Genomic DNA, 23,775 nt, shown 5'->3' on the forward strand with positions numbered 1-23,775 from the left:
TTATACCTTGGATGCGCAGAAATTGATGAGCGCGCTCGCCAAGTCGTCGCGCGAGGCCAGGTCACCGCACCAGGCGCGGTTGGCATCGGCGATGGCCCGGCGATTTTCGGCAAAGCGCTGGAACGCGGAGGCGAGATCCGGCTCGCCGCCGTTCCAGGCAGTGAACATTTCCTTGGTGGCCTGTGCCGAGCTCTCGTCCATCGCCGCGCAGTAGCGCTCGAGAAAGGCCGAAAGCTTGACCAGGTGGGCATCTTCGTCCTGCTGGTAGATTTGCCAGACAAAAGGCTTGCCAGCCCACTGGGCCCGGACAAAAGAGTCTTCTCCGCGAACGAAATTGATGTCGGAGCGCCAGAGCAGGCGGTCGTACTCATCCAGGGGCATGAACGGAATCGGCTCGATTTTCGTGTGGCCGTGCTGCCAGGGGCCGGTGCCGGGCAAGTGCCGCATGACCGCGGCCAGCGGCTTGCCGGGCGGTACATGAACGATGGAAGGCTGCGCCGTTTTTAATGCCGCCAGGAGCTCGCCTACCGGCGCAGTGTCGTAGCAGAAAAGGCTGATTTCGAGGTGGTCGCGCGCCGGAAGTTGCGCTTGATAACGATCCCTCTCGGTCAGGAGATTCGTTTCCCGCAGCAATCCGCCGGTGTTCGCGGCAAATCCCGGGAAAAAGAAATATTTGGTCAGCGGCAGGGTCGGGTGGGGCGAGGCCATGCCGTGGCAATCTGCAGCCCATGACTCGGCGGTCAGGTATTCCAGGTTGATCCAGCAGGGTTTGGGCTTGGCTTCCGCCATTGCTGCCAGGTAAGACGCCGGCAAGTCGCAGGCGAAAGACTCGATCACCACGTCTGCCGAACGTTCGACGGAGATGTCGCCGGCCCAGTGCCTGACTTCGACCCCCTGCACCGATTGCCGGGCAAGCGCAGGCTCGATCGCCGGGCAGAGCGGGCGCAGGCTGCTCAGGTCGTCCACCCATAGGCGGACCTGTCGTCCGTGCTCGGCAACCAGTTGCCGGGCGAGGCGCCAGCAAATCCCGATGTCGCCGTAGTTGTCGATAACCCGGCAAAAGATGTCCCAATGAAGCTGCATGGCCGCCATGCTAACATCCCCGCCATGTCCATATTTGCAGATCCCATCGCGTGCACGGCCTGTCCGCGCCTGGCTGAGCACCTGGCCGGGATTCGCCGGCGCGATCCGACATGGCATGCCTTGCCGGTTCCCGCTTTTGGTTCGCTCGATGCGCAGTTGCTTGTCGTCGGGCTTGGTCCGGGAGAGAAGGGCGCCAATCGGACCGGGCGCCCGTTTACCGGCGACGTGGCGGGGGAACTGCTCTATCCGGCGCTGCATCGTTTCGGATACGCCAGCAGTCCGGAACCGCTGGGTGCGGACGCCTGGGCCAATCCGGCCATGTCGCTCAGCGATTGCCGCATCACCAACGCCGTGCGTTGCCTGCCACCGGCGAACAAGCCGACGACCCAGGAAATCCGCCAATGCAATCGCCACCTGGGTGCCGAACTGGCGGCCATGCCTCGATTGAAGGTCATCGTCGCGCTGGGTGCCATCGCTCATCAGGCGCTGCTCTGGTCCTACGGTTTGAAGCTCAAGGATCATCCGTTTGGCCACAACGTCCGCCATGCGCTACCTGACGGCCGCACGCTGATCGACAGCTACCATTGCAGCGGCTACAACTGGCGCACGGGGCGCCTGACGCGCGAAAGTTTCGAGGCGGTGTTTGCCGGCGTCGGCGCGCTGCTTGCCTGATTCGCGATGAGTTTCGATGCCAAGGCCTTTCTGGCCTCACTGACCGAATTGCCGGGTGTCTATCGCATGCTCGGCGACGATGGCGCGGTTCTTTATGTCGGCAAGGCGAAGAACCTGAAGAAACGGGTTTCGTCGTATTTCCGCGAAAACCTTTCCAGCCCGCGCATTGCGCACATGGTCAGCCAGATTGCGCGCATCGAGACGACCCCGACGCGCACCGAGGCCGAAGCGCTGCTGCTCGAGAACAACCTGATCAAGTCGCTCTCGCCGCGCTACAACATCCTGTTCAGGGACGACAAATCCTATCCCTACATTGTCCTGAGCAAGGGGAAGTATCCAAGGCTGGGCTTCTTTCGCGGCAATCCGGATCGCAAGGCCGATTACTTCGGTCCCTATCCGTCCTCCTGGGCCGTGCGCGACAGCATCCAGTTGCTGCAGAAAATGTTCCGTCTGCGAACCTGCGAGGACAGCGTGTTCGCCAACCGCTCGCGGCCGTGCCTGCTCTACCAGATCAAGCGCTGCAGCGCCCCATGCGTCGGCTACATCGCCCAGGACGACTACGCGGCGGATGTCCAGGTGGCGGCCATGTTCCTGCTCGGCAAGCAGCAGGAGGTTACGCGCCGCCTGACCAAGGCCATGGAAGAGGCTTCCAGCCGCCTGGCTTTCGAACAGGCGGCCGTTTTTCGCGACCAGATTCAATCCTTGCACCAGGTCCAGGAGAAGCAGTTCGTTTCCAGCAGCAAGGGGGAGGATGTGGATATCCTGGTCGCGCTGAAGGAAGCTGGACAGTTGTGCGTCAACCTGGCCATGATCCGCGGCGGGCGTCACCTGGGAGATCGCCCTTTTTTCCCCAGCAACGCGGGAGACTCGGATGCGGCAGAGGCCTCCGCAGCCTTCATCCGTCAGCACTACGCGGTGCATCCCGCCCCGGGGCGCATCCTGGCCTTTCCGTTGCCGGCGGGTGAGGAGGAGGGGAGCAGCGAAGCCGCATTGGCGGAATTGGCCGGTCGTGCCGTCCCTATCCAGGAGCCACGAACCATCGCCCAGAAAACCTGGGTCGAAATGGCGAGTCAAAACGCGCGCCTGGCCATTCTCGCCCGAAACCAGGCCAGCGCCCAGCAAGAGGCCCGCCTAGTCGCGCTCCAGGAGGCGCTGCAGCTTGCGGAGCCCGTCTCGCGGATCGAGTGCTTCGATATCAGCCATACCATGGGCGAGGCAACCGTTGCCTCCTGCGTAGTCTATGAAGGCAATCGCATGAAAAAAAGCGATTATCGCCGTTTCAATATCCGGGACATCCAGCCCGGCGACGATTACGCCGCCATGCGTCAGGCTGTCAGTCGACGCTACGACAATCTCGCCTCCGGCGAGGGCAGGGCCCCTGACCTGATCCTTATCGACGGCGGCAAGGGGCAGGTTGCCTCGGCTTTTTCGGCGCTTGCCGATCTTGGGCTGTCGCACCTGCCGATGGTGGGAGTCGCGAAGGGCGAGGAGCGCAAGGCCGGTCTGGAAACACTGATTTTTCCGGAGGGGCGCGAGCCGCTACAATTGTCGCCCGATCATCCTGCGCTGCACCTGATTCAGGAGGTCCGCGACGAGGCACACCGTTTCGCGATTACGGGGCACAGGGCGCAGCGCGGCAAGGCCAGAAAAACCTCCCGGCTGGAATCCCTGCCAGGCGTAGGCCCGGCCCGACGCAAAGCGCTGATTGCCCGGTTTGGCGGTTTGCCTGGGGTGCTTGCCGCAACTGCCGATCAACTGGCCGAGGTTCCCGGAATCAGCAGGGAATTGGCCGAGAACATATATTCCGCATTACACTGAAGCATGCCTTTCAATCTGCCCATCCTGCTTACCTGGCTACGTATCGTTGCGATTCCGCTATTGATCGCGGTCTATTACCTGCCCGCCGCATGGGCTACGCCTTACGAACGCGACCTGGCGGCAACCATCCTGTTTTGTGCAGCGGCACTGACCGATTGGGCTGACGGCTATCTGGCGCGCAAACTGAACCAGACCTCAGCCTTCGGCGCATTTCTGGACCCGGTGGCCGACAAGCTGATGGTGGCCGCCGCGCTCATCGTGCTGGTGCAACTGGGCAGAACCGATGCCATTGTCGCCATGATCATCATCGGCCGCGAAATCACCATCTCTGCCTTGCGCGAATGGATGGCCAAGATCGGGGCATCGAAAAGCGTCGCCGTTTCCATGCTCGGCAAGATCAAGACCACAGCCCAAATGCTCGCGCTTCCCATGCTCCTTTACTACGCACCCCTGGCCGGGTTCGACATGAAGGTCGTCGGTAACTGGTTGATCTGGATAGCAGCTTTGCTGACGCTGTGGTCCATGGGCTATTACCTGCGCATGGCCTGGCCCGAAATTGCCAAGCGGAGTGCAGAAAAATAGAGAAGTAATGTTGACATTTCCCATGGGTGGCCTATAATGCGCGCTCTGTTTGACGCGGCAGTAGCTCAGTTGGTAGAGCGCAACCTTGCCAAGGTTGAGGTCGAGAGTTCGAGACTCTTCTGCCGCTCCAAGTTTCCAGGAAAAAGCCAAGGCTTTTTCTGTACGTAGTAAGTAGTAACGCAAAGTTTGTTTGTAGGCGGCGCGGTAGCAAAGCGGTTATGCACCGGATTGCAAATCCGTGTAGGTCGGTTCGACTCCGGCCCGCGCCTCCAAGAAATACGCGGCAGTAGCTCAGTTGGTAGAGCGCAACCTTGCCAAGGTTGAGGTCGAGAGTTCGAGACTCTTCTGCCGCTCCAAATTAAAAAAGGGAAAGCGCCGGTCGCTTTCCCTTTTTCGTATCGGGGCGAAAAAACAATCGTCGCACCGGCCCGGGTGGTGAAATTGGTAGACACAAGAGACTTAAAATCTCTCGGCCTCTGGCTGTACGGGTTCGACCCCCGTCCCGGGCACCATCCATCCAGTTTTTAACCGATAGTGATTTCCTGCAGGCAAGCCCTAAGGGCCGATTGCGACAATCGGACGATCTGGCCGTTCATTCTGGAATTGCTCCGAGCGCACTTGCTGACACCGAGATGATTATTTACGACCTTAGCTGCGATAACGAGCACAAATTCGAGGGTTGGTTTCGTAGCGCAGACGATTTTGAACGCCAGCTTCAAGCGCGCCAGATCGTTTGTCCGCAATGCGATAGTGAAGTGGTTCGGCGCATACCGTCCGCTGTGGCAATCTCATCCAACGCAGGCAATCGCAGCGAAGTTGCGGCCAGTTCGGCAAGCGCATCGGTAAGTACCGCGCTTATGCCTGTCGGTGTCCAGGCGATGGCACTGTATCGCCAATTGGTTCAGACAATTGTTGCCAGTAGTGAAGATGTCGGCCGATCCTTCGCCGACGAGGCCAGAAAGATTCATTACAACGAAGCCCCGGAAAGACCCATTCGTGGCCAAGCGAGTGCGGACGAGTGCGAAGCACTTAGAGATGAGGGGATACAGATTCTGAATCTGCCAGCGGTGAAGGAAGAGGATCTGAATTGATCCTTTTTTTTATGCTCAATATTTTACATAATGCGAATTATGCGCGTATTGAAATAGCCAAAGTTTCACAAATAGTCGATTTTTTCATTCCCCATGAAAAACGCCCCGTTCTACAACGTTTGCCCGTTTATGCCAAACGGGTTTTACGATAAAGGGAGTTAATTTGTGAATAAAAATATTTGTGAAAAATCGGCTTACCAAATCGCTTTCCAGCGCTGGTTTTCTCGTTACGAGGTAGAACGCCGGCGACAAAAGAAGGCAAAGCACGCACGCTTGATCGGGTTTCCGGAAGCGCCTACTCATCCCGCAGAGATCGCACACGTGGTCGACCAGCTGGGCGCCAGTACCGTTATTCGCGTCCTGGAGGTGCACCGCAGTACCCTGGCTCGATGGCTGGCCGGCACATGCGTTATTCCACGTTCGGCATGGCTTGTCCTGGTGATGTTGGCCGAGGGGCGTTTGCCTGGTATGTCCGAGGATTGGCAAGACTGGCGTTTCGTTGGGGACCGATTACACCTGATCGGGACGCGACTCAGTTATTCAGCGCGAGAAATTGCGGGTTGGCAATATCAGGTTGCTTACGCGGAGGCTTTGGGGCGACGTGTTAAGGAACTGGAACAACATCGCGATTATTTGCTTCGAATCGGGGTTTTCGAGGCAGCGAATGATGCTATCGCTGTTTAGCGAACCCCCTTCGGGGCCAGGCTATGCCAGCCAAAACGCGTCAAGCGCGTTTTTCTCGAACGATAGTGCCGTTCGAGACAGGGGCTTCTGATCCTTTTCGCCTGCGCGCTGCGCTTGCCCTCGCACGCGAGTGAAGGCGTTACCCCTCATTTTGCCGGGCCTTTGGCCCGATGTTTTCGGGTAACCCGTTCGGCTGCAGCCGCCATCCCGGGCGATCCGCCCTAAGCCGAATGCGCTCTTGCGCCGACCTGTAACCCGGCCAAGCCCAAAGTAAAGAACCGGCTACGCCTATCAATCCTCACCCGTTCGTTTTTTTGGCCTAAGGCACGCCAAAAAAGCCGCTGCGGCTTCCGGTTGATTTCTTGACTTCGGGCAAGCCTGGCCGGGTTCCTGGACGGCACGCGCATACGACTCAGGACGGATCACCTTAACCAGGATGCTCAACATGACTACTTCGAACAAACCCGAAAACCTCAACACCAACGAGGCGCACGATCTAGGCCAGATCAGCATTAAACCCTTACGTCTCGAACCGATTTACATCGCCAACGCGAACGGCAGCAGCACCCGAGTAGCCGTAAGTTATTACGGGACAGCACACAACACCATCCCAGATGAAACCGCTCAGGTCGTATTCAGCTGCGGATCATTTGACGCCGCCATCCACGCGAAGGCACAGGAACTGCGCCGTATCGCCTCGCAGCTTTGCGAAGCTGCCGCCGCCATCGAGGCCGGGCAACAAGCCTACGACGAAGCCACTAAATACAATCGTTACGAGGAATAACATCATGACCGAAAAGCAATCCGCCACCGCAGCCGCGGCCGCCAAAGTCGCCAAGCCCAAGAAGGCGAAAACGGTTTCGCATGCGAAACCACAGGAGCAGACCGCCCTGCCCTTGCCTACCGCTGATAAGTCGCCGGAATTCGGCAACCTGGCACTGAACAAGATCATTGTGCACGACCAGGTGCGCACCGAGTTTGACGAAGAAAGTCTGCGCGAGCTGGCTGCCGATATTGCCGACCGCGGGATTCTGCAGCCGCTTACCGTACGCAAGACGGCAGACGGGTTTGTCCTGGTTGCTGGCGAGCGCCGGCTACGGGCCGCGAAGCTGGCGCAGCTGGAGAGCGTTCCGGTTTTGATTTCGACCATGAGCGAGGACGAGCATCACGCGGCGCAGCTGGCCGAGAACATCCAGCGCGAGGAGCTAACGACGTTTGAAACGGCGAAGGCGATACGTAACCTGTACGACCTAGGCAATTCGCTGACCGAAATCAGCGACATGGTGCACAAGTCAAAAAGCTGGGTTTCGAAACGGTTTGCGGCATCGCATCCCAATTTAGCCTGGCAGGCAACACAGTTGCTTGAGAAAGGGATAAGCGAGGATCTCGAACTTGTCCTGGCGGTCGACCAGATCGCCAAGCTGGATTACTACGAAGCACAGCTGATCGCGCAACAGGTTGCCCAGGGAAAGGCCGGCCGCGAAACGGTACGCCAGAAGCTGACCGACGTTCGCGAGAAGGAGGCAGCACGCGCAAAGCAGCGCGAGGCCATCGAGGCGGAACGTAATGATCCGGAATACCAGGCAAAGGCAAAGGCCGAGCTAGAAGCCCGCGAGGCGTCATGGCGAGCACGGCAAGAAGCAGAGCGGCAACGGAATCATATTGACCCGATGCGACTCATGAATGAATTTTGGGATTGGTGCGGAGACAACCTGGAGGAAGGTGGTAGCGCCTGGATGGCCACTCTCGATGGAGAACAGGCCGGCAGCATGACCCGCGAACTGGATCTATGGTACGCAGCCGGAACCGGCATGACGCCTGTAACGCTAGTCGAACGACTGACCAGGGAGTACATTCACGCCGACGCCAGCTATAACGGCGGAACCCCAATATGGGCTATTGCCATGCTGACCTTTGCCGCAACCAGCACCATGAAACCAATCGACCTAACCGGCGCATTCCTGGACTGGTATGCCGGAAATTACATTCGACCAGAACAACGCGAACTGGCAAACGACGAGTAATGGAAATCACTGATACCCGACATCAACAAGCCCTTTCCGTTGAGCTGGCCACACTGGCACAGTTCGACGGGAAGGAATACCCGGCTACCTATTGGCTTGCGCTGGCTTGCTGCATGCTGACCTCACCCGTCAAAGCAGAACGGGAATACGCCAAAGAGATTGTTCGGAAATGGAAACGGAACAACCCGGCCTAGGCCGGGTTTTTTAATGGCTGATCGTGACGCGCCTAAATGCTGCGCCGGATAGAGGCGTTCCGGCTTGTCCCTTCGGGATAATTTCCCCGATGGGAAATTACGCGCTCTGAACCGTCCCGGTTGAATCGCCCTGCCCTTACCCGAACATCTAGCGAGTTCTGGTTGTCGTGGTCGGGCATGAACCCCCATTACCACAGCCACGAATGGTTATACCAGAGGACGAGACAACCGTTTCAGGCACCTGAGGATACATCTTATCGACCTCATCGGCGTGACGCTGAAACGCCCGCCTGTCTTCCCTTTGTTCGCTAGAACGCTGAACCAGGTAACCGCGTTGTCGTTCCAAATCCGACTGGGCCTGATACACCGACTCTGCCGGAGGATGATCCGAACGACTTACCCTGGACGTTTCACACGGCGTATTCGTTATGACGACCTTGCCACCCTCATTACATCGATAGGCATCGGCCATCGATGCCAGGGAAAACAACGCCAATACACACAATCCAATAATCTTAAACATCAATCCACCCCGACGCATGATGAAGGCATTTTAACGCCACGCCGTTTTGTTTCGCATGCGAAAACGTTTTATCCGCTGGTTATTGTTTTGGCCGACTCGACCAGGGACGGCGGCTCTGCAGTCGATTTCTTCGTTAGCTGGCCACCGGATTCCGGCGATCCAGCCGGAACCACAGCGATTTGTGGCGCATCACAAATTGCCCACTTGGACCACTGACCATACGTTACCTTGACGACGCACGGCGCGGTGACATCAAGCTTATATCCCGCCAACTCCAAGTCAACGCTCGTCGTATCGCTGACCCGCTGACCGTTCTGACTAATGGCAAAAAGCGCCTTCTTGGTTTTGCCGATTATCCACGTGCCAACAACATGAATACCGCGCCCGGCGTAGGGATGGCTATTTTCATCAGCCTGGCGCTGGGCCTTATCGGCTTCTTCTTGCGCCGTATCCTTGGATACCTGTTTGACGATCTTGCCGTTTATTTCGACAGTTTCGACAACCGATACCGGCTTGACACCGGCTTCAAGCTTGGAATCTTTCTTGATCCCATTGGACAACGGATTGACCTTGGCCGGCCCGAAGGCAAACATGCCGACGACGAAGAGCAGACAAGCGGCAGCACCCATGAATGACCAATGTTTCCACCATGGCCGAACATCGTCGGCGCTGGCTTCATTACCGCTACCACCTTGAGTATGCGATTTGTAGAGACCGAAATATTTGGATTCATATTTACGCTCCCCTTCGTTCATCACCTCACCGCGAAGACCATCCTGAACTTTGCGAATGTACTTATCCGGCTGACCCCATGCCACCTTTTTACGGCAGCGATAGACCATCTGGACATTCTCACGGATCGCTTGCGACAACTTGCCATAGCTTTGCGTGAGATAGAGAACATCGACCGTCCAATGACGATGCAGCGCAACCCACTCCTCAACAGCCGTTTCAGTCTTTTTGGATGGTATGCAGTTCTGAGCTTCATCCACAACGAATAACGGACCCTGCCCCGTTTCCGGATGTTTCCATTCGGTGTAATAGTCCCAGACCCCAGCAAACGGCCTAGCGACCACATCCGGGTAAGTCCATTCATCCTCCGGGCGGACATTAAAAGCACCTTGCTCCCGCGTCGGTTCCCACGATCCACGCACGGGTTGCGCCCGCTTGCGCAGATCAATGAGGTCAGGATAGCCGGGATCAAGCTTGGCCCAGGCTTCCATATTCAAGGGCATGTTCGTAATGACCTTACGGCCACGCTGAACCGCCGTCAGAATATGGAAAGCGACCGCTTCGTAGCTTTTGCCTGAACCGGAAGCGCCCAGGAGCAGGTTTATCACGAACCGAGTCTCACAAACGGAATGAGCTGCAGACCAAGCCGGATGGCGATGGCCGCCGCAATGATGCCCATGCACTGACCGAAACCGAGCAGGCCGAGGATGTTCAAGATTTCGCTAGGAAGCGTTCCCCATGCGCCAACCTGGGAAACACCGGAGGTATCAACACCACCGATCAGGCTGACCGCAGCCGACAGCAGCTTATCGAAGGCCCAACAAATGCCGTCCTGAACGAAGTCCCAAACGGCCTCAAAAACCTTCTTGACCAGCCCAAGCAGCCAATCGCCAAACGCAACAATGGTATCAATGATGGCTTGCATGTATCAGCCCCCGAAGATCAGACGACGCGCCAGCAGAAGCGCAGTTACAAGGAACACGGCACGAAGCGCCGTCCAGAGCCAGCAGGGCGGCGCATAGCTGCCACTACCAAAGTTCATCTTGGGACCAATATTGGCGTTAAATGTCCAGGCAGGACAGGTGCCACCATTCCCGATGCCTTGTGGCGCGAGGTCATTGGCCAATCGGAAAATCGCCGTATTCTTCATTTCGGCAACTTTGTCCTTTACGACCTTTTCCAGACCATCGGGATATTTACGATCCCACAGCTTGCCATACTCACCGAATTTGCCCGCCTTAGCGTTGTCGGTACATTCATCACCGGTACACGAACCATCTTTGCCACCCGTCCCGGTATTACCGCTATCACTCGTGTTGGTCTGAGTCGTCCCCGCCGAGCCCGATGAACCACCGGTGGTCGTAGTATTAGTTACGGTCTCTTTGGCGTTAGTCTGGGGGTCTGTTGTCGTCGTAGATTCAGTGGTTTTTGTAGTGTTATCAGGATATTTCTCTACCTGAGTTTTCTTCTGAACATCGGGCTTGCGTGCATCCGGCGTACCTTCAGGAACACAAAGCACCTTACCTGAAGACGACGTCATGACACCCTGCCCGGCATCACAATTCGGCTTCTTTGCTTGCTTGTTATTTTGATCAGGCTGACCCTGATCAGCCGTTCCGGCGCTGCAGGCTGTACCGAGTCCGGTTTGCGACACGGGCCCCCAAACTCGACCATCTTTGCCGATGCGTTCATCTTGAGGATTGGAAAGATCCATTGAAGCCACCTGTTGCCAGTTGCAACCGTCAATACAGACAGTACCGCCATATCCACCAGAACCACGAACTACCCACCCCGAGTTTTCTTTACCTTTAGATGCAGCGCACTTGTCATCGGGGACGCATGTATTCGTTGCCGAATCAAGATGCCGCCCCGCACCGCAGGAACAGCTTCCATCGGCCTGTAACGACAGAGGGGGGGTACAAGCCTTTGTACATGTATTAACACCATTCACAACACTCAGAGCACCACCATTTGGACACCCCCAAACCCCATTTACGCCGGGAGCTGATCCATTACGAACGTTAAAAGTATTGTTCCACCAATAACACACCGCCGTATCATTCTCAGGATATGCCACATTGGACTTTGAAAACTGGTCCGCACCTCTTGATACGCTATCCTTGTAAACATTAAGCGCCTGCAATCGAGATAATTCAGCCGAACACGCCACTTCCGCCGATGCCTTACCATATGTCGCACTCGCATTCCAGCTGACAACGGATGCATTATATGTGCCCGCAAACGCTAAAACAGATGAAGCGCCCAAGCAAAGCCCAAGCGCAAGATAGACGAGCAGCCTCATGCCCTGCCCCCCCACCCTTTGAGAAATGCACCAGCGGAGAGCGCCCCAAGCAAAGCCACGGCAACCCAGAACAATGCGAGAAGCGCCCCCGTAGCCATGGTTAGGCCGCCTTCACACCACGCTTGCCCAGGGAGATGCCCTTGAAGGCCATCGCGATACCGATGATCGCGACACCAGCAGTACCCACCCAGGTTGCAACGGTAGAGAAGTCGACAGCGGCGAAGATTGCAGCCATTTTTTTACCCCTTTCAAGGATAAGTTTCACTGGATAGCGCCAGCACGCTTGCCCAGTTCGGGCCTTACATTTGCCGGATGGCTTGTTTTGCCACACCGACGCAGTAACCAAGGAAGTGAAACGACACCACCGAGCCAAAGCCCCAAGACCACACATACAAAATGCTTTGCGCATCAATCCCCAACAGGGCGTAATCTGCCGGCGTCATCGCTTCACCTTTCTGTTTCGCATGCGAAACAATTTGTTCTAAATAACCGGGCCAGCCTGGAGTTCGACCACGAACCGACCCGCCTTAACACTCAACCGGGTGCGCAACTCATACAGCCCAGGTTGCGTTACGGAACGATCCAGCCAGACTTCACCGTAGCGTTCCCCTACTTTTCCGTACCCAATGGGATACCCATGGGGGCTTTTTCGGATGTTCAAAATTTCAATTTGCATTTCAATCAACTGAGGCCAAGCCCCGGCGAAGAGGTTATTTAAATTGGATTAACGAGCAAAAAATGCGACTGATTTCTTGATGCGGATGGTTCCACTACGAACTTGCGTGAGGCGAATAAGGCCGATATCAAACCGAAAAATCACGTAAGTCACAGGAACCTGATACAGCTTTGCCAACCGGCGCGCTTTCATCCACCCACGGAGAACAGCCGCTGTATAGAAAGCTGATTTCGATTCCCAGACCGGCTCATCGTCAGGTTCATCCATGCCTTCATAGTCAAACGCAATGCCATAACGAACAGGCCGGTTAACTTGAAATTCAAAGCCGAACAGATTAAATTTAGATTTCATTTGTGTTCCTTTCGTGCCGGGGCTTGCCTCAGCTGACTGGAAACCTTTACAAACCCGGCCCAACATGGCGCCGGGTTTTTTTTGCTTATTTATTCGACTTCGGAGAACAGATCGAGGACATCCCCGAGCACGTCACCGAACCACCGATCCAGTTTTTCAAGCATTTCCGTCTCCTTTGTTTCGCATGCGAAACTCAATTCACTTCTTCGTAGAACATATGGACTTCGTACCCGTCAGGACAGGAGAGAAGGCCATCCAGAATTGCGCAGTTCATCGACTCATGAGCCACCGTTCGATTTGCCGACCTGGCCGCGTGACGCAGGCTGGAGACAAAGGTCATATTGATGTCGATAAACGCCCCACTCTCGCGATCCTGGACAACGAACACCGGGACAACATCGAGCAGGGCCATCGCCTTACACGCCCGCCGGTTTGGCCGACTGAGGCAGAGCACGGAAGCCGTTGACTTCGTAACCCTTGGTGGTCAGGTTCAAGCCCAGCTCAGCCTTGAGGGGGAACGGCAAGCCTTTGAGCTTGTTGAATTCGTCCGAGGTACCGAACTTCATTTCGACCACGTTTTGCCCGACGGAATTACCACCGCGTTCGGAAACATCCATGACCACGAACAGCGTGGTGGAATCGTATGCCTTGCCTTCAACATCGCCCTTGAAGGACTTGGCACCGAGAATCAGCAGTTCTGCCTTGACTTGCATTTGTATTACTCCTTTGTTTTCGGCTCTTACCAGGCGGTCGCAGCCGCGCTAAGGTTGACCGGTGGTGGTTGATAACGGACTTGATGAATCGAAGCCGGCGCTAGCCCGTGATGCGGCAGCTTCATAAACTTGGGTTCCTTGTCATCGCGTGAGACTTTGGTAATGAAGTCATCAACGCCGAGCAGCTGGACGAGGTGGTGAACGTATGCGCCACACTGGTGACGCATCCATTTGATGGCCTGAGAAACGCCGGCCTGGGTTTCCTTTTGCGTTGTCAGAATGCGTTCCTGATGTTCGGCAATCCAGCCGAAGGCCGGATAGGCAGCCGCGAGGTATTCACCTGGACGGATCAGGGCATCGAAGGGAATTACGCGATCGACGGATTTGAATTCAACCTCGACGCGCACCCAGTCTGAGGATGGAGAGCCTAGTTCCCTGCCCTTTTCATAGACGCGACAGAATTTGCCGTTCTTACGATTGCCGACATAGAAGGAACGACCTTTACCGTCCGGGTTTTTCCAGTCACCGCGATATTCGCAACGCGGGTTGCGACCACCACAGTTGTAAAGACCATCGGTATGGTCCTGGTCGGCTTTATCGACGGAGTACATCGCACCGATGTAGTCATCATGCGCAAGGTCAAGGCGCGTTATCCGCGCACGCTGGGATTGTTCGAGAAAGGTTTTTAGGCGCAGTTCCCAGCCGTCTTTGGCCGCAGCAATGCCCTTGCCGGAAAGACTGACCAGAACGGTTTGGTTCTGACCGCCAACGGAGACTGTTCCCCAACCATCGCCGAGCGTATAGCTCTGATCGTAGAAATGTTGGCCGTATCCGAGCATCGAGGACACACCGTAGCCAATAATTCCCTGAAGACGACGGGAAATACAGATCATGATTTCGTCAGGCGTGACCGGAACGAGCTTTTCCGACTCGTGAAGAATCGTATCGGGGGAAATGGTGCAATCGTCGTTTTCGAAGGTTTCCACACCGACCGTGAAATTGATCCAATCTACCAAGGCGGAGGAACCACCGTAACCACGACGCTTAAGGACTTCTTTGATTTTCCCGTCCTCAAGGACCAACTTAACCAGGTCAGAGCCTTCCGGGTACTTTCCCCCCCTGTTAGCTGGGGGGGGAAGGCATCCGCGGTGCCCCCCCGCAAGCGGGGACCCCCCCGCGGCCTGCCCTTCCGCCTTCCGCTTTTCTGCTTCAACGAGGCGAGCGGCAATATCAGAGCAGGGATCAAAAACGGATGTGATTTGTTCGGAGGTGCAACGGCCAAATGCGCCGAATTGCTCAGGCGTCATTTCAAGACCGTGTGACTTGCGTGCCATTTGCTACCCCCGTTAGACCCGGAAACGCCGGGTGACGGGCGGATTAAATACCTAGCTAGCAAGGTATGCAACTAGCTACATAGGACATCTTGTAACTAGCTAACTATATGTCTACCCTCAAAGTGAAGAATTCATTGGGGAATGAAAATGTCACTTTCCACGGACTTGATAGACGCCTTCAAAGAGGCACAGGGCGGTATTTCTGACTATAGAGTGGCGCAGCTACTCGAGGTCAAAACACCGACAATGACGAAATACCGAAAAGAAATGCTGCCTTTATCACCTGAAAAGGTGCTTTTTCTATGCGAATTAGCCGGGTTTGATTCCGTTGACTGGCTGCTTGCCCTTTATCGCGAACGCGCGAAATGCGACAAGGAGAGAAGCATCATTGATGCCCTTAGAAACCGCACCGCTGCTTGATCTGATGAAAAAAACGGCTACTAGCTAGCTGTTTAGGTAGTGCGAATTATGCGCTTATCAAAGTAATCAAAGCTTCACAAATAGTCGATTTTTTCATTCCCCCTGAAAACGCCCCGTTTTACAAATTTTTCCCGTTCCTTCATTTGATGATCCGTTTTTTGTTGCAATCGACTACGAGGGGCTTGTCGTGCAGGTCCGGTTCGCCGCAAGGCAAGACAAGACCTCTGAAGTACCGCTGTTTATTGTCTGGCCTGTACGGTATTGATGACGCAGCGAAGGGTTGGGGAGTTGTATGTGTAAGCTGGCACATACTCGTCATTTAGATCTTGCGTTAAAGGGATCGGGACTTTTGTTTTTCGCCAAATACTCGTCCCGAGAATTTGACCATTCCAAATAGACCAGCTTCGTATCACCTTTTCCTTGCCCGACACTGAGCCTAAGGGATCAATCTTGCTGGCCGTTTCATAGGCATCTTCGGCATACCAGTCGTTCGTCCACTCCCATGTCATATACGCCATATCGTAAAGACCCAATGGATTGGGAGGGTACAAAGCGATTGGATAACGTCTATCCGCTGTTTGGGCATAGCTTTCAGAAATTGCCTTTGATTGAATGTCATGCGGTGAATTGCGCCCGTAGTCCAGATTCCCATCATCCGTCGCTGTCGCAAAGAACTGCCCGCGACTCCGCGCCGCGTATTCCCACTGCGCTTCGGTCGGTAGATCAAAGGGGTAGCCGGTAACCTGCCCCAGCCACAGACAATAGTCCTTGGCTTCCTGCCAGTAGGCACCGGCGGGAATCAACAGATGGCGGCCTTTTCCTTTACGTTCTGTACCTGTTCGCTGCCTCCCCGTCGCATCCGTAAACACATCGAACTCGGCATAGGTGATCTTGTATTTGCCCATCCAGAAATTGCTCAGCGTGATTTCCTTGACCACCTTGTCATCCATGCTGGCGGTCAGCGCCGCACCAATGCCGGCGATCTTGGCGAAATCGCCGCGCATGAAGGAACCGCCACGCACATAAACCAGATCGGCAATGGCCTTTTTCTTCAGCTTGGCAACCCGTTCCTCGATGCTGCCCTTTTCCAGATCGAGCAAGGCGGCGGTCAGTTTCTCCGGCTGTTTGGGAATCGGCAATTTCTCGACCTGTGCATCTGGCATGTGTTCATTGAACACCTTGGGATTGGCCGGCGGCTTGACCAGCTTCAGGTTCGGCGACTCGGTACGCGGCAGGGCCGAGAAATCGGGTGTTGCGCCGGCTGGCATGGCAGTGGCCACCAGTGCCGTCAAGATCAAGAGGCGGAACGAAATATGTGAAGTAAGCATGGGTTTCCGAATAACCAAACTGAATAACCGGGGATTGTACGCTTGCACGATTACGCCATCGACGAATAGAACCCGCCCTCCGCCGAGGCAAATAACGGATGATCTCGATCCCTATCCCGTTGCAGTGCGTATTCCATCGAGTTGTTCGCCACCGCCACATAACCCCGCGTCGACTCTTCCTTGAGCGTACCGGTCACCGTGTCGTACCAGCCCGCGAAATCGCCATTCATCGCGATCTGGTCGACCTCGCCGCCCGCCGATTGTCGTGCCGCCGAAAGTTGCCGGCCGGCTAAACCCGCACGTTTCAAGATGTCCTGAAGTTCGCCCTCCTGCGTCGTCTTGCCAGGGAAATCCAATCCGCCCGGACCTTCCACGCTGAAGAACTCTTTCAGTTTCTCCAGATTGGCGCTGAAACTCCCCTTGGCACCCTTTGGCCCAATATGCTGGATCACGTTCTCGATGTCGGCCTTCAACTGCGTCTGACGCAGGATGGCAAGCACGGCGCCCTTTTGCGTGCGCAGATAGCCGCTGCCCAGGCCCGGCTCGACGGCGAAACTCTCCTTACCGTGGCGAGTGAGCTGATAGATCAGGATGCCCTTGCTTTCCGGCGGGCTGAAACGGGTTTGATTCGGGTTGGTGAGAATGCGTTTGCCGAGATCGTGGGAGGCTTGGGCGTGTTCATAGCGTTCTTCGGCCTTGTCGAACAGATCCTTCAAACGCTCTGTTGTCTTCAGGAAATACTCCTCCACCTTCTTCCCCTGGCAAACCAGCAAATAAGTGAGGTGCTGAAACGCCTCAAACCCACGCCTGGAAATGATCACCAAATTCCTGAACCCCACATTGAGCAGGTTGTAGTACAGCCAGTAGATGAAGCTCGCCAGTTGTTTGACGTTGACCGCGAAGCTGACCGTGCCTTCGGCCCCGACGCCAAAGCAGATGCCGGCATGGGCTGTGACCCGGAAGACGCCGTCCACGTAGTCGACCATCAGTTTGGCTGAGGCGCCGATGCCAGCCTGACCTTGTATTTCCGGGGCGATGCTGGCCATCGCCTCGAACGCCTTCTTTTCGTTGTGCGGGTTGCGCCATTGCAGGCTGCCCTTGAGTTCGAGCCCGCCCTTGGCGCCAGCAAAGAGATTCACTTCGGCGGCGACGCCTGCCGTGTTCTTCCAGTCATCGCCCTGCCCGCCGACATCGATCTTGCGGGCGCGTTTGGCCTTGTTGCGCTTGCCGGTCAGGCGGGCTGCTTCCGGGACACTCTTGTCGTGCATTGCCAACTCACGGGCGATCGCTTCGAGGCGGGCGTCGCAAACAGCGAGGACTTCGTTGGCGAGTAGCTGTTCGTGGATCAGCCGGTTCCATCTGTCGAACTCGTTGTTGAGCGCCGTCGCGTCGCTGGACGGAACGCCGATCACTTCGCCGGTGTCGAGGCGAAGGTAGGCGTTGGGTTCGGGCGCTATGCAAGCCTGTTCCTGGCTACCTTGGCAGGTATTGGCAGTTCCGCTTTTGAGTTCCGGTGCGCTAGCTCCGTAGGACATGATTTTTTCTCGGTCGATGTTTGATTGGCGGTGTACGGCTTATTTGCCCCACAGCAATTTGAGCTTTTCTGCCTTGCCGAAAGTCAGGCGGGCAGTTTGGCCTTTCTCGTCGGCCACACCCTGGAATAGCACCTTGCCCGCACCATCAACGATCCGGTAGGGAGCCCCGGCAATGGATTCCTGGGTTTTTTCATCGCGGATGACGAACTGTTCGTCGTAGAGGTCTTTCGATTTCGGGAAACTAACTCCCTCCGCCGAGGCGCTGGCCGGCCCCGCCCAATCCTTCTTGCTCGCCTTGAACTCCACCTTCCCCGGCGCATGCAGTTCGATATTCCCGCCCTCGATCTTTAGGTAAGCCCCTTGCGCAGTAGCGAGGATTTTCTGCTTGGCGCTGGCTGTGAGTTTGCCGGTGGTACTGGCTATGGTCACTTTCCTGTCCGCCGCTGCCATCGTCTTGCCGCCCTGGCTTTGCACGCTGACCGCGCCGCTGGCGGCGTGCAGATGGATGCCGGTTTCCTGGTTGGGTTTTTGTGGGTCGCTGGCCTTGCCGACGGTGAAGAGTGCCAGACCGTCCTTGACGGCAAGGCTGTGGTGGCCCTGGGCGATGAGGTTGGTGTCGTGCCCGGTGGCGATGGTGAGATGCTTGCCGGCGGCGAGAATCTGGTGTTCGGGGGTGACCAGGGCGATGCCGGCAGGGGCGGCGAACTGGAGCCGGGGTTGGGACCAGGCGGGGACGCTGCCCGTGCCGCCCAGGGTGGCCTTGATGCCGTCGCCCTGCCCTGCGTTGTTGGCACCATGGGTGGCGATGGCGCTCATCGTCGCTTCGGCCTGTTTCTGGCTGTCGATGGCGGGAAGCTTGTCGGCCTGCGGGTCGGCCTTCAGGCCGGCGTTCTGCTTGTGAGCGACATCGGCCAGGCTGCGGCTGAGGCTGTGTGCAGCCTGGATCTGGGCGATGGGTTCGCGGCTGTCGAGGTGGGCGCCTGAGGCGTTGGCTCTTGCATCGGCGCTGAGCAGGAGGCCGTGGCCGGCGCGTAGCGCCAGGCTGGCCTGTGTGTTGAGTTCACCACCGTGACCGCGGTTGGCTAGTCTGGCGTTGTCGGTTTGCTGCTTGAGGTGACCCAGTTGCAGGCTGCTTTTGTATTGGGTGGTGCCGAGTTCGATACGGGATTCGCCCGGGGTGTCGTCGAAGACGAGCTGGTTGTAACCGCCCTGCCCGGTTTTGCTGGTCGAGAGTTGCTGGCTCTTGATGCCCGATAGGCTGGCCTGATGGGTGTGGGCGCTGTCTTCCTTGCCGGCGAAGAAGGCCGGGGCGTTGGCGCTGGTTTGCTGGGCGCCGCCGGCGATCCGGTTGCCCGGGGCGTCGGGATTGCCGCTGCCGTTGTAGGCGGTGCCGACGATGATGGGGCGGTCAATGTTGCCGTTCTGGAAAGCGACGAGGACTTCCTGCCCGGGCCGGGGGACGAGATGGCCGCCCCAGTTGGCACCGGCGACCGGGGTCATGACGCGCAGCCAGACGCCGAGGCTGGCATTGGCCGGAGCATTGTTGCTCCCAGTCGGGTGGTCGTGCCGGCTACTGGCGTCGGCACCACGTTGCCAGGAAAACTGGACGCGGACGCGACCGTCGCGGTCGGTGTGGGTGGGGTTGCCCCCCCCGACGACAATGGCGGTGAGGGTCCCGCTGGCGGTGGGGCGGGGATGGATGGCGCGACCGTGGCTGTCGTTCATCAGCGGCTTCCAGGGGATGCCGGCGCGGATGGCGGTGAGGGCGTTGCGGTAGTAGTCGACCTTGGGGCTGCCCTGCTCTGCCGCGCCCTGGGCGTTCCCGATCGTCTTGAGCGCGGCACGGGCTTCATGGGTGACGGCGGTGATCAGGAAGTGGCGTTGTTCCGGATCGTCCCGGTCGTGTTCGGGGTGGTCGGCGAGCGTGAAGGTGGTACCGGGTGCCGCGCTGCGCACGGTGCCCTGGCCGTCGAATTGTTTCAGCCGGGCATCGATGGCCTGACGCTGGTTGAGCAACATGCGTTCGCCGTGGGCGTTGTTTTGCCAGGCGTATTGGCCGGGGTCGTGCCAGGCGGCGGTCTTGAGGGTCGGGCCGCTGTCGATTGCGCTGAGGGCGCTTTGCGGTCGGGCGGAGAGGCTGCGGTAATCCCAACTGGCGGCGTGGGTTTCCGTGGTATCGAGTTGGCGCAGGCCGTGCCAGCGATCCAGGGAGTCTTCGGCGAGCGCGGCGCCGGCCTGGGTGAAACGGATGCGAGGTTGCGGGTTCGAGGTAAAGGCGCTGTTGGCATCGGCGATGACCAGGGTGTGGCTGCCCAGGGTTTCGCCCATGTCGGCGCGATGTTCGAACCAGCAGAACAGGCCTTCTTCGGCGAGCAGGCGCTTGAGGAAGGCGAGATCGCTTTCGCGATACTGCACGGTCATGCCGCGCTTGGGGTAGGCAGCCGGGTCGGCGAGTTGCCAGCGCCAGGCGGGAACGAGCTTGCCCTGCTCTTTCCAGTCGGAAAAGAGCTCGTCGACGATGTCGATGACGCTCTTGTCCTGGAAGAGGTAGTTGTCCCGGGTGTGGCCGAGGAAGGCAAGCCAGGGTTCGATGACCAGGCGGTAGCGGGCGAAGCCACCGTCCGAGCCGTCGCGGGTGATGCGCGTGATGTGGCCGTGGAAAGGTCGGGGCAGCGTGCGCGAGGCGGCGGTTTGCAGGTCGAGGCGGGCGGCTTGGCCGAGCAAGGCGGTCAGCGAGAGGTGGGCGTTGGACGAAAGGGCCGTCAGTTCGATGCGGTAGCCGGCGTGTTCGCTCACCGGGCCGAGGGCTTCGTCGATGCGAATGTTTTCGGCCAGCAGCGCATCGGGACCGGCCGGGGTGCTCAGGGTCAGCAGCCGGTCGGTCTGCTGCCAGCCGGCGCCGCCAGAGAGGAAAGCGAGAGGCGTATTCATGGTCTTGTCTGCCTTTGGCGGGAGACGCGGTGGGTGAAACCGGTATGGCTCATCTTGAACATGTGACCTCCCTGCCCTGTTTATTTGATGCTGTACTTGAATTCGCCACCCTTGCCGGCGCTGACCCTGATGCGTTCGACCGCTGCGCCTTCGGCCATGCGGGCAAGCACGGTTTCGGCTATCTCCGGCAGCAGGGTTCCGTTGAGGATGTGGTCGACGTTGCGGGCACCGGAATCGACTTCGGTGCACCGGCCAAGCACGGCGTCGACCAGCTTGTCGTCCCAAGCGAAATCGGCCTTGTGATTGGCGGCAATGCGCGCACGGATGCGACCGAGCTTGAGCTCGATGATGCTGACCAGCACGTCATCGGAAATCGGGTAGTAGGGCACGACCTTCATGCGGCCGAGGAAGGCCGGCTTGAAGGACTTGAACAGAACCGGGCGCAGGGCGTCGGCGAGATCGTCCGCGGCCGGCATTTCCCCGTCCGGCCGGTTGAGGCAGGCTTGCATGATCTGACTCGAGCCGACATTGCTGGTGAGAATGATGAGGGTGTTGCGGAAATCGATTTCTCGCCCTTCGGCATCGTCGAGGACGCCCTTGTCGAAGACCTGGAAGAACAGTTCGAGAACGTCGGGATGCGCCTTTTCGACTTCGTCGAGCAGCACCACGCTGTAGGGATTGCGGCGTACGGCTTCGGTCAGCACGCCGCCCTCGCCGTAGCCGACGTAGCCCGGCGGCGAGCCCTTGAGGCCGGAAACGCTGTGCGCTTCCTGGTACTCGCTCATGTTGATGGTGACGAGCTTGCGTTCGCCGCCGTAGAGGATGTCGGCCAGCGCCAGCGCGGTCTCGGTCTTGCCGACACCGGAGGGACCGACGAAGAGGAAGACGCCCTTGGGCTTGTTCGGGTCCTCGAGATTGGCACGGGCGGTGCGCACCCGTTGGGCGACGGCTTCCAGCGCATGATCCTGGCCGATCACCCGCTCCTGAAGCAGCGGCTTGAGGTTGAGGACGGTGGCGATTTCGTTCTTGACCATCTTGCCGAGCGGAATGCCGGTCCATGCCGCAATGATCTCGGCGACAACCAGGCCGTCGACCTGCAGCGGCACCATCGGGGATTCGCCCTGCAGCTCGCGCAGTTGCGTCAGGGCCTTGTCGAGTTCCGGATTGCCGGTGCCGTTGCCGGCCGGCTTTTTGGCGGCCCTGGCCTTTGCTTTCGGGGCCGCCTCGGCCGCTTCGCCGCCTTCGAGCTGGCTGCGCAGTTCAAGAATGCGGCTGACCAGGGATTTTTCCTGATCGAAACGGCCCCTGAAAAGCGCAAGATCGGATTCGATGGCAGCAATCTGCGATTTCAGTTCCTTGATCCGCACGTCGTGCCAGGCGCCGCTGGCAGCCTCGCGTTCCAGTGCGGCGAGCTCGGCTGTTTCGCGCAGCAGGCGCTTGTCGGCCTCGTCGATCAGGGCGGGCGTTGCGCTTTGTCCGAGCGCGACCTTGGCGCAGGCGGTGTCGAGCACGCTGATCGCCTTGTCAGGCAGCTGGCGGCCGCTGATGTAGCGGTGCGACAGGCGGACGGCTTCGGTGATGGCTTCGTCGAGCACGCGGATGCCGAAGTGCTTTTCCATCAGCGGCACCATGCCGCGCAGCATGGCCGAGGCCAGGGTTTCGCTCGGCTCCTCGACCTTGACGACCTGGAAGCGGCGGGCCAGCGCGGCATCCTTCTCGAAATATTTCTTGTATTCGGCCCAGGTCGTCGCCGCGACGGTGCGCAGCTCGCCCCGGGCCAGGGCCGGCTTGAGCAGGTTGGCGGCATCGTTCTGGCCGGATTGCCCCCCTGCCCCGATCATGGTGTGCGCTTCGTCGATGAACAGGATGATCGGTTTCGGGCTTTTCTTGACCTCGTCGATGACGTTTTTCAGGCGGTTCTCGAACTCGCCCTTGACGCTCGCGCTGGCCTGCAGCAGCCCCATGTCCAGCGTGTGCAGCTCGACGCCGAGCAAGGGTGGTGGTACGTCATCCTGGGCGATGCGCAGGGCCAGCCCTTCGACCACGGCGGTCTTGCCGACGCCCGCTTCGCCGGTGAGGATGGGGTTGTTCTGGCGCCGCCGCATCAGGATGTCGATGACCTGGCGGATTTCGGCATCGCGGCCGATGACCGGATCGACCTTGCCGTCACGGGCACGCTGCGTCAGGTTGGTGGTGAATTGGTCGAGGGCCGGCGTCTTGCCGCCTTGAGGAGAAGCGGCGAGCAAGGGGTCGTCGCCCTCCCCGCCTTCCTGCGCGGCGCTCAGGCCGGCTACTTCGGCGGCCTCGGCGGAGCCTTCGGTGAGCTTGTCGAAATTGTGCTTGAGTTCGTCGAGTCGTACCTTGGCCAACAGCTTGGCGCCGCGGAAGGCCAGCTGCGACAGCTCCGGTTCGGTGAGCAGGGCCAGCAGCAGGTGGCCGGAACGGATGCGCGGCAGGCGTGCATCCAGCGAGGCGATCAGCCAGGCTTGTTCGAGCAGCTTGAGGATGTGCGTCGAAAACACCGGGGTCCGCGTGTTGCCGTTCTTGAAGCGAGCGATTTCCTGATCCAGCTCACGCTCCAGGCCGGTCGGGCTGATGCCGTTGCGTTGGGCGATGAGCAGCAGATCCGTACCCTGGTTTTCGAGTATCGCCAGCAGCAAATGTTCAAGATCGACCTCGTAGTTGCCCCGCGCCATGCACAGGCTGGCCGCACGCTCGGCAGCCTGGCGGCAGGTGGTGTTGAGTTTGCTGATCAGGGTCTTCAGGGAGGTGCTCATCGCGA

General features: G+C 58.2%; 23 protein-coding genes and 4 tRNA genes. 13 read left to right on the plus strand and 14 right to left on the minus strand.

The features are described from left to right. Positions 1–1,341 carry an elongation factor P maturation arginine rhamnosyltransferase EarP gene (earP, locus tag Q0P59_RS03880; RefSeq protein WP_295003770.1) on the minus strand — a complete coding sequence of 447 codons (1,341 nt, stop codon included), beginning with the start codon at positions 1,339–1,341 and terminating at the stop codon, positions 1–3. Between earP and Q0P59_RS03885 the strand changes: the two genes are divergently transcribed. From Q0P59_RS03885 to Q0P59_RS03940, 12 genes are all read left to right on the plus strand, one after another. After that, positions 1,240–1,755 carry a uracil-DNA glycosylase gene (locus Q0P59_RS03885; RefSeq protein ID WP_295003772.1) on the plus strand — a complete coding sequence of 172 codons (516 nt, stop codon included), beginning with the start codon at positions 1,240–1,242 and terminating at the stop codon, positions 1,753–1,755. The genes earP and Q0P59_RS03885 overlap by 102 nt on opposite strands. A 6-nt stretch (positions 1,756–1,761) precedes the next feature. Beyond that, a complete protein-coding gene (gene uvrC, locus Q0P59_RS03890) occupies positions 1,762–3,573 on the plus strand; it encodes an excinuclease ABC subunit UvrC (protein ID WP_295003774.1) in 1,812 nt (603 codons plus the stop codon). Between the two features lie 3 nt (positions 3,574–3,576). After that, the gene (gene pgsA / locus Q0P59_RS03895; RefSeq protein WP_295003776.1) at positions 3,577–4,155 is read left to right on the plus strand and encodes a CDP-diacylglycerol--glycerol-3-phosphate 3-phosphatidyltransferase; all 579 of its coding nucleotides are present in this window, start codon (positions 3,577–3,579) and stop codon (positions 4,153–4,155) included. A gap of 54 nt (positions 4,156–4,209) precedes the next feature. Continuing rightward, positions 4,210–4,285 (plus strand) — tRNA-Gly (locus Q0P59_RS03900). A gap of 68 nt (positions 4,286–4,353) precedes the next feature. Beyond that, positions 4,354–4,427: transfer RNA gene (locus Q0P59_RS03905), tRNA-Cys, on the plus strand. An 8-nt stretch (positions 4,428–4,435) separates the two neighbouring features. Next, positions 4,436–4,511, plus strand: a tRNA-Gly gene (locus tag Q0P59_RS03910). Between the two features lie 70 nt (positions 4,512–4,581). Beyond that, positions 4,582–4,667, plus strand: a tRNA-Leu gene (locus Q0P59_RS03915). 120 nt (positions 4,668–4,787) lie between these two features. Next, a complete protein-coding gene (locus Q0P59_RS03920; RefSeq protein ID WP_295003778.1) occupies positions 4,788–5,246 on the plus strand; it encodes a DUF1178 family protein in 459 nt (152 codons plus the stop codon). A gap of 165 nt (positions 5,247–5,411) precedes the next feature. Then, a complete protein-coding gene (locus Q0P59_RS03925) occupies positions 5,412–5,930 on the plus strand; it encodes a hypothetical protein (protein WP_295003780.1) in 519 nt (172 codons plus the stop codon). A gap of 445 nt (positions 5,931–6,375) precedes the next feature. Next, positions 6,376–6,714: a hypothetical protein gene (locus tag Q0P59_RS03930; protein ID WP_295003782.1), complete on the plus strand. Its 339-nt coding sequence runs from the start codon at positions 6,376–6,378 to the stop codon at positions 6,712–6,714. 4 nt (positions 6,715–6,718) lie between these two features. Next, the gene (locus Q0P59_RS03935) at positions 6,719–7,954 is read left to right on the plus strand and encodes a ParB/RepB/Spo0J family partition protein (RefSeq protein ID WP_295003784.1); all 1,236 of its coding nucleotides are present in this window, start codon (positions 6,719–6,721) and stop codon (positions 7,952–7,954) included. Then, positions 7,954–8,148: a hypothetical protein gene (locus tag Q0P59_RS03940; protein WP_295003786.1), complete on the plus strand. Its 195-nt coding sequence runs from the start codon at positions 7,954–7,956 to the stop codon at positions 8,146–8,148. The genes Q0P59_RS03935 and Q0P59_RS03940 overlap by 1 nt, the downstream gene beginning before the upstream one ends. Positions 8,149–8,739: 591 nt before the next feature. On the opposite strand, the gene Q0P59_RS03945 is transcribed toward Q0P59_RS03940, so the two are convergent. The 9 genes from Q0P59_RS03945 to Q0P59_RS03985 all read right to left on the minus strand — a co-directional run bounded on the left by Q0P59_RS03945 (position 8,740) and on the right by Q0P59_RS03985 (position 14,779). Continuing rightward, positions 8,740–10,011 carry a zonular occludens toxin domain-containing protein gene (locus Q0P59_RS03945; RefSeq protein WP_295003788.1) on the minus strand — a complete coding sequence of 424 codons (1,272 nt, stop codon included), beginning with the start codon at positions 10,009–10,011 and terminating at the stop codon, positions 8,740–8,742. After that, entirely contained in the window at positions 10,008–10,328 is a 321-nt protein-coding gene (locus Q0P59_RS03950; protein ID WP_295003790.1) for a DUF2523 family protein, read from the minus strand. The genes Q0P59_RS03945 and Q0P59_RS03950 overlap by 4 nt, the downstream gene beginning before the upstream one ends. A gap of 3 nt (positions 10,329–10,331) precedes the next feature. Next, on the minus strand, positions 10,332–11,705 hold the full coding sequence (locus Q0P59_RS03955; protein ID WP_295003792.1) for a hypothetical protein: 1,374 nt from the start codon (positions 11,703–11,705) through the stop codon (positions 10,332–10,334). Positions 11,706–11,805: 100 nt separating this feature from the next. Continuing rightward, positions 11,806–11,940, minus strand: coding sequence for a hypothetical protein (locus Q0P59_RS03960; protein ID WP_295003794.1), 135 nt, complete (start codon positions 11,938–11,940; stop codon positions 11,806–11,808). A 64-nt stretch (positions 11,941–12,004) separates the two neighbouring features. Further along, a complete protein-coding gene (locus Q0P59_RS03965) occupies positions 12,005–12,148 on the minus strand; it encodes a hypothetical protein (protein WP_295003796.1) in 144 nt (47 codons plus the stop codon). A gap of 281 nt (positions 12,149–12,429) precedes the next feature. Continuing rightward, positions 12,430–12,732 carry a hypothetical protein gene (locus tag Q0P59_RS03970; protein WP_295003798.1) on the minus strand — a complete coding sequence of 101 codons (303 nt, stop codon included), beginning with the start codon at positions 12,730–12,732 and terminating at the stop codon, positions 12,430–12,432. Between the two features lie 193 nt (positions 12,733–12,925). Continuing rightward, positions 12,926–13,144, minus strand: coding sequence for a hypothetical protein (locus tag Q0P59_RS03975; RefSeq protein ID WP_295003800.1), 219 nt, complete (start codon positions 13,142–13,144; stop codon positions 12,926–12,928). A gap of 4 nt (positions 13,145–13,148) precedes the next feature. Beyond that, positions 13,149–13,445, minus strand: coding sequence for a hypothetical protein (locus tag Q0P59_RS03980; protein ID WP_295003802.1), 297 nt, complete (start codon positions 13,443–13,445; stop codon positions 13,149–13,151). A gap of 26 nt (positions 13,446–13,471) precedes the next feature. Continuing rightward, a complete protein-coding gene (locus tag Q0P59_RS03985; protein ID WP_295003804.1) occupies positions 13,472–14,779 on the minus strand; it encodes a replication initiation factor domain-containing protein in 1,308 nt (435 codons plus the stop codon). Between the two features lie 147 nt (positions 14,780–14,926). On the opposite strand from Q0P59_RS03985, the gene Q0P59_RS03990 reads away from it, so the two are divergent. Beyond that, complete coding sequence (locus Q0P59_RS03990; RefSeq protein WP_295003806.1) at positions 14,927–15,199, plus strand: hypothetical protein; 273 nt, start codon at positions 14,927–14,929, stop codon at positions 15,197–15,199. 239 nt (positions 15,200–15,438) lie between these two features. Here Q0P59_RS03990 and Q0P59_RS03995 read toward each other — a convergent pair whose 3' ends face one another. From Q0P59_RS03995 to tssH, 4 genes are all read right to left on the minus strand, one after another. Then, positions 15,439–16,527, minus strand: coding sequence for an SUMF1/EgtB/PvdO family nonheme iron enzyme (locus Q0P59_RS03995; RefSeq protein ID WP_295003808.1), 1,089 nt, complete (start codon positions 16,525–16,527; stop codon positions 15,439–15,441). A 50-nt stretch (positions 16,528–16,577) separates the two neighbouring features. Then, positions 16,578–18,062 carry a hypothetical protein gene (locus tag Q0P59_RS04000; RefSeq protein WP_295003810.1) on the minus strand — a complete coding sequence of 495 codons (1,485 nt, stop codon included), beginning with the start codon at positions 18,060–18,062 and terminating at the stop codon, positions 16,578–16,580. 39 nt (positions 18,063–18,101) lie between these two features. After that, entirely contained in the window at positions 18,102–20,993 is a 2,892-nt protein-coding gene (locus Q0P59_RS04005; RefSeq protein WP_295003812.1) for a type VI secretion system Vgr family protein, read from the minus strand. Positions 20,994–21,073: 80 nt separating this feature from the next. Further along, positions 21,074–23,770 (minus strand): type VI secretion system ATPase TssH, encoded by a 2,697-nt coding sequence (gene tssH / locus Q0P59_RS04010; protein ID WP_295003814.1) that lies wholly within the window; start codon positions 23,768–23,770, stop codon positions 21,074–21,076. Between the last annotated feature and the right edge of the window lie 5 nt (positions 23,771–23,775).

It is taken from the genome of uncultured Dechloromonas sp. (genome assembly GCF_945957265.1).
In the GTDB taxonomy this organism is placed as follows: Bacteria; Pseudomonadota; Gammaproteobacteria; order Burkholderiales; family Rhodocyclaceae; genus Azonexus.

Bases quoted from the DNA above. Each gene is read 5' to 3' on its own strand.
- Q0P59_RS03960 (WP_295003794.1), bottom strand. From the start codon at position 11,940: ATGGCTGCAATCTTCGCCGCTGTCGACTTCTCTACCGTTGCAACCTGG.
- earP (WP_295003770.1), bottom strand. From the start codon at position 1,341: ATGCAGCGCCGGATAGAGCAGTTCCCCCGCCACGTCGCCGGTAAACGG.
- Q0P59_RS03920 (WP_295003778.1), top strand. From the start codon at position 4,788: ATGATTATTTACGACCTTAGCTGCGATAACGAGCACAAATTCGAGGGT.
- Q0P59_RS03975 (WP_295003800.1), bottom strand. From the start codon at position 13,144: ATGGCCCTGCTCGATGTTGTCCCGGTGTTCGTTGTCCAGGATCGCGAG.
- Q0P59_RS03985 (WP_295003804.1), bottom strand. From the start codon at position 14,779: ATGGCACGCAAGTCACACGGTCTTGAAATGACGCCTGAGCAATTCGGC.
- uvrC (WP_295003774.1), top strand. From the start codon at position 1,762: ATGAGTTTCGATGCCAAGGCCTTTCTGGCCTCACTGACCGAATTGCCG.
- Q0P59_RS03955 (WP_295003792.1), bottom strand. From the start codon at position 11,705: ATGAGGCTGCTCGTCTATCTTGCGCTTGGGCTTTGCTTGGGCGCTTCA.
- Q0P59_RS04000 (WP_295003810.1), bottom strand. From the start codon at position 18,062: ATGTCCTACGGAGCTAGCGCACCGGAACTCAAAAGCGGAACTGCCAAT.
- tssH (WP_295003814.1), bottom strand. From the start codon at position 23,770: ATGAGCACCTCCCTGAAGACCCTGATCAGCAAACTCAACACCACCTGC.
- Q0P59_RS03970 (WP_295003798.1), bottom strand. From the start codon at position 12,732: ATGAAATCTAAATTTAATCTGTTCGGCTTTGAATTTCAAGTTAACCGG.
- Q0P59_RS03990 (WP_295003806.1), top strand. From the start codon at position 14,927: ATGTCACTTTCCACGGACTTGATAGACGCCTTCAAAGAGGCACAGGGC.
- Q0P59_RS03980 (WP_295003802.1), bottom strand. From the start codon at position 13,445: ATGCAAGTCAAGGCAGAACTGCTGATTCTCGGTGCCAAGTCCTTCAAG.
- Q0P59_RS04005 (WP_295003812.1), bottom strand. From the start codon at position 20,993: ATGAATACGCCTCTCGCTTTCCTCTCTGGCGGCGCCGGCTGGCAGCAG.
- Q0P59_RS03930 (WP_295003782.1), top strand. From the start codon at position 6,376: ATGACTACTTCGAACAAACCCGAAAACCTCAACACCAACGAGGCGCAC.
- Q0P59_RS03935 (WP_295003784.1), top strand. From the start codon at position 6,719: ATGACCGAAAAGCAATCCGCCACCGCAGCCGCGGCCGCCAAAGTCGCC.
- Q0P59_RS03995 (WP_295003808.1), bottom strand. From the start codon at position 16,527: ATGCTTACTTCACATATTTCGTTCCGCCTCTTGATCTTGACGGCACTG.
- Q0P59_RS03940 (WP_295003786.1), top strand. From the start codon at position 7,954: ATGGAAATCACTGATACCCGACATCAACAAGCCCTTTCCGTTGAGCTG.
- pgsA (WP_295003776.1), top strand. From the start codon at position 3,577: ATGCCTTTCAATCTGCCCATCCTGCTTACCTGGCTACGTATCGTTGCG.
- Q0P59_RS03950 (WP_295003790.1), bottom strand. From the start codon at position 10,328: ATGCAAGCCATCATTGATACCATTGTTGCGTTTGGCGATTGGCTGCTT.
- Q0P59_RS03965 (WP_295003796.1), bottom strand. From the start codon at position 12,148: ATGACGCCGGCAGATTACGCCCTGTTGGGGATTGATGCGCAAAGCATT.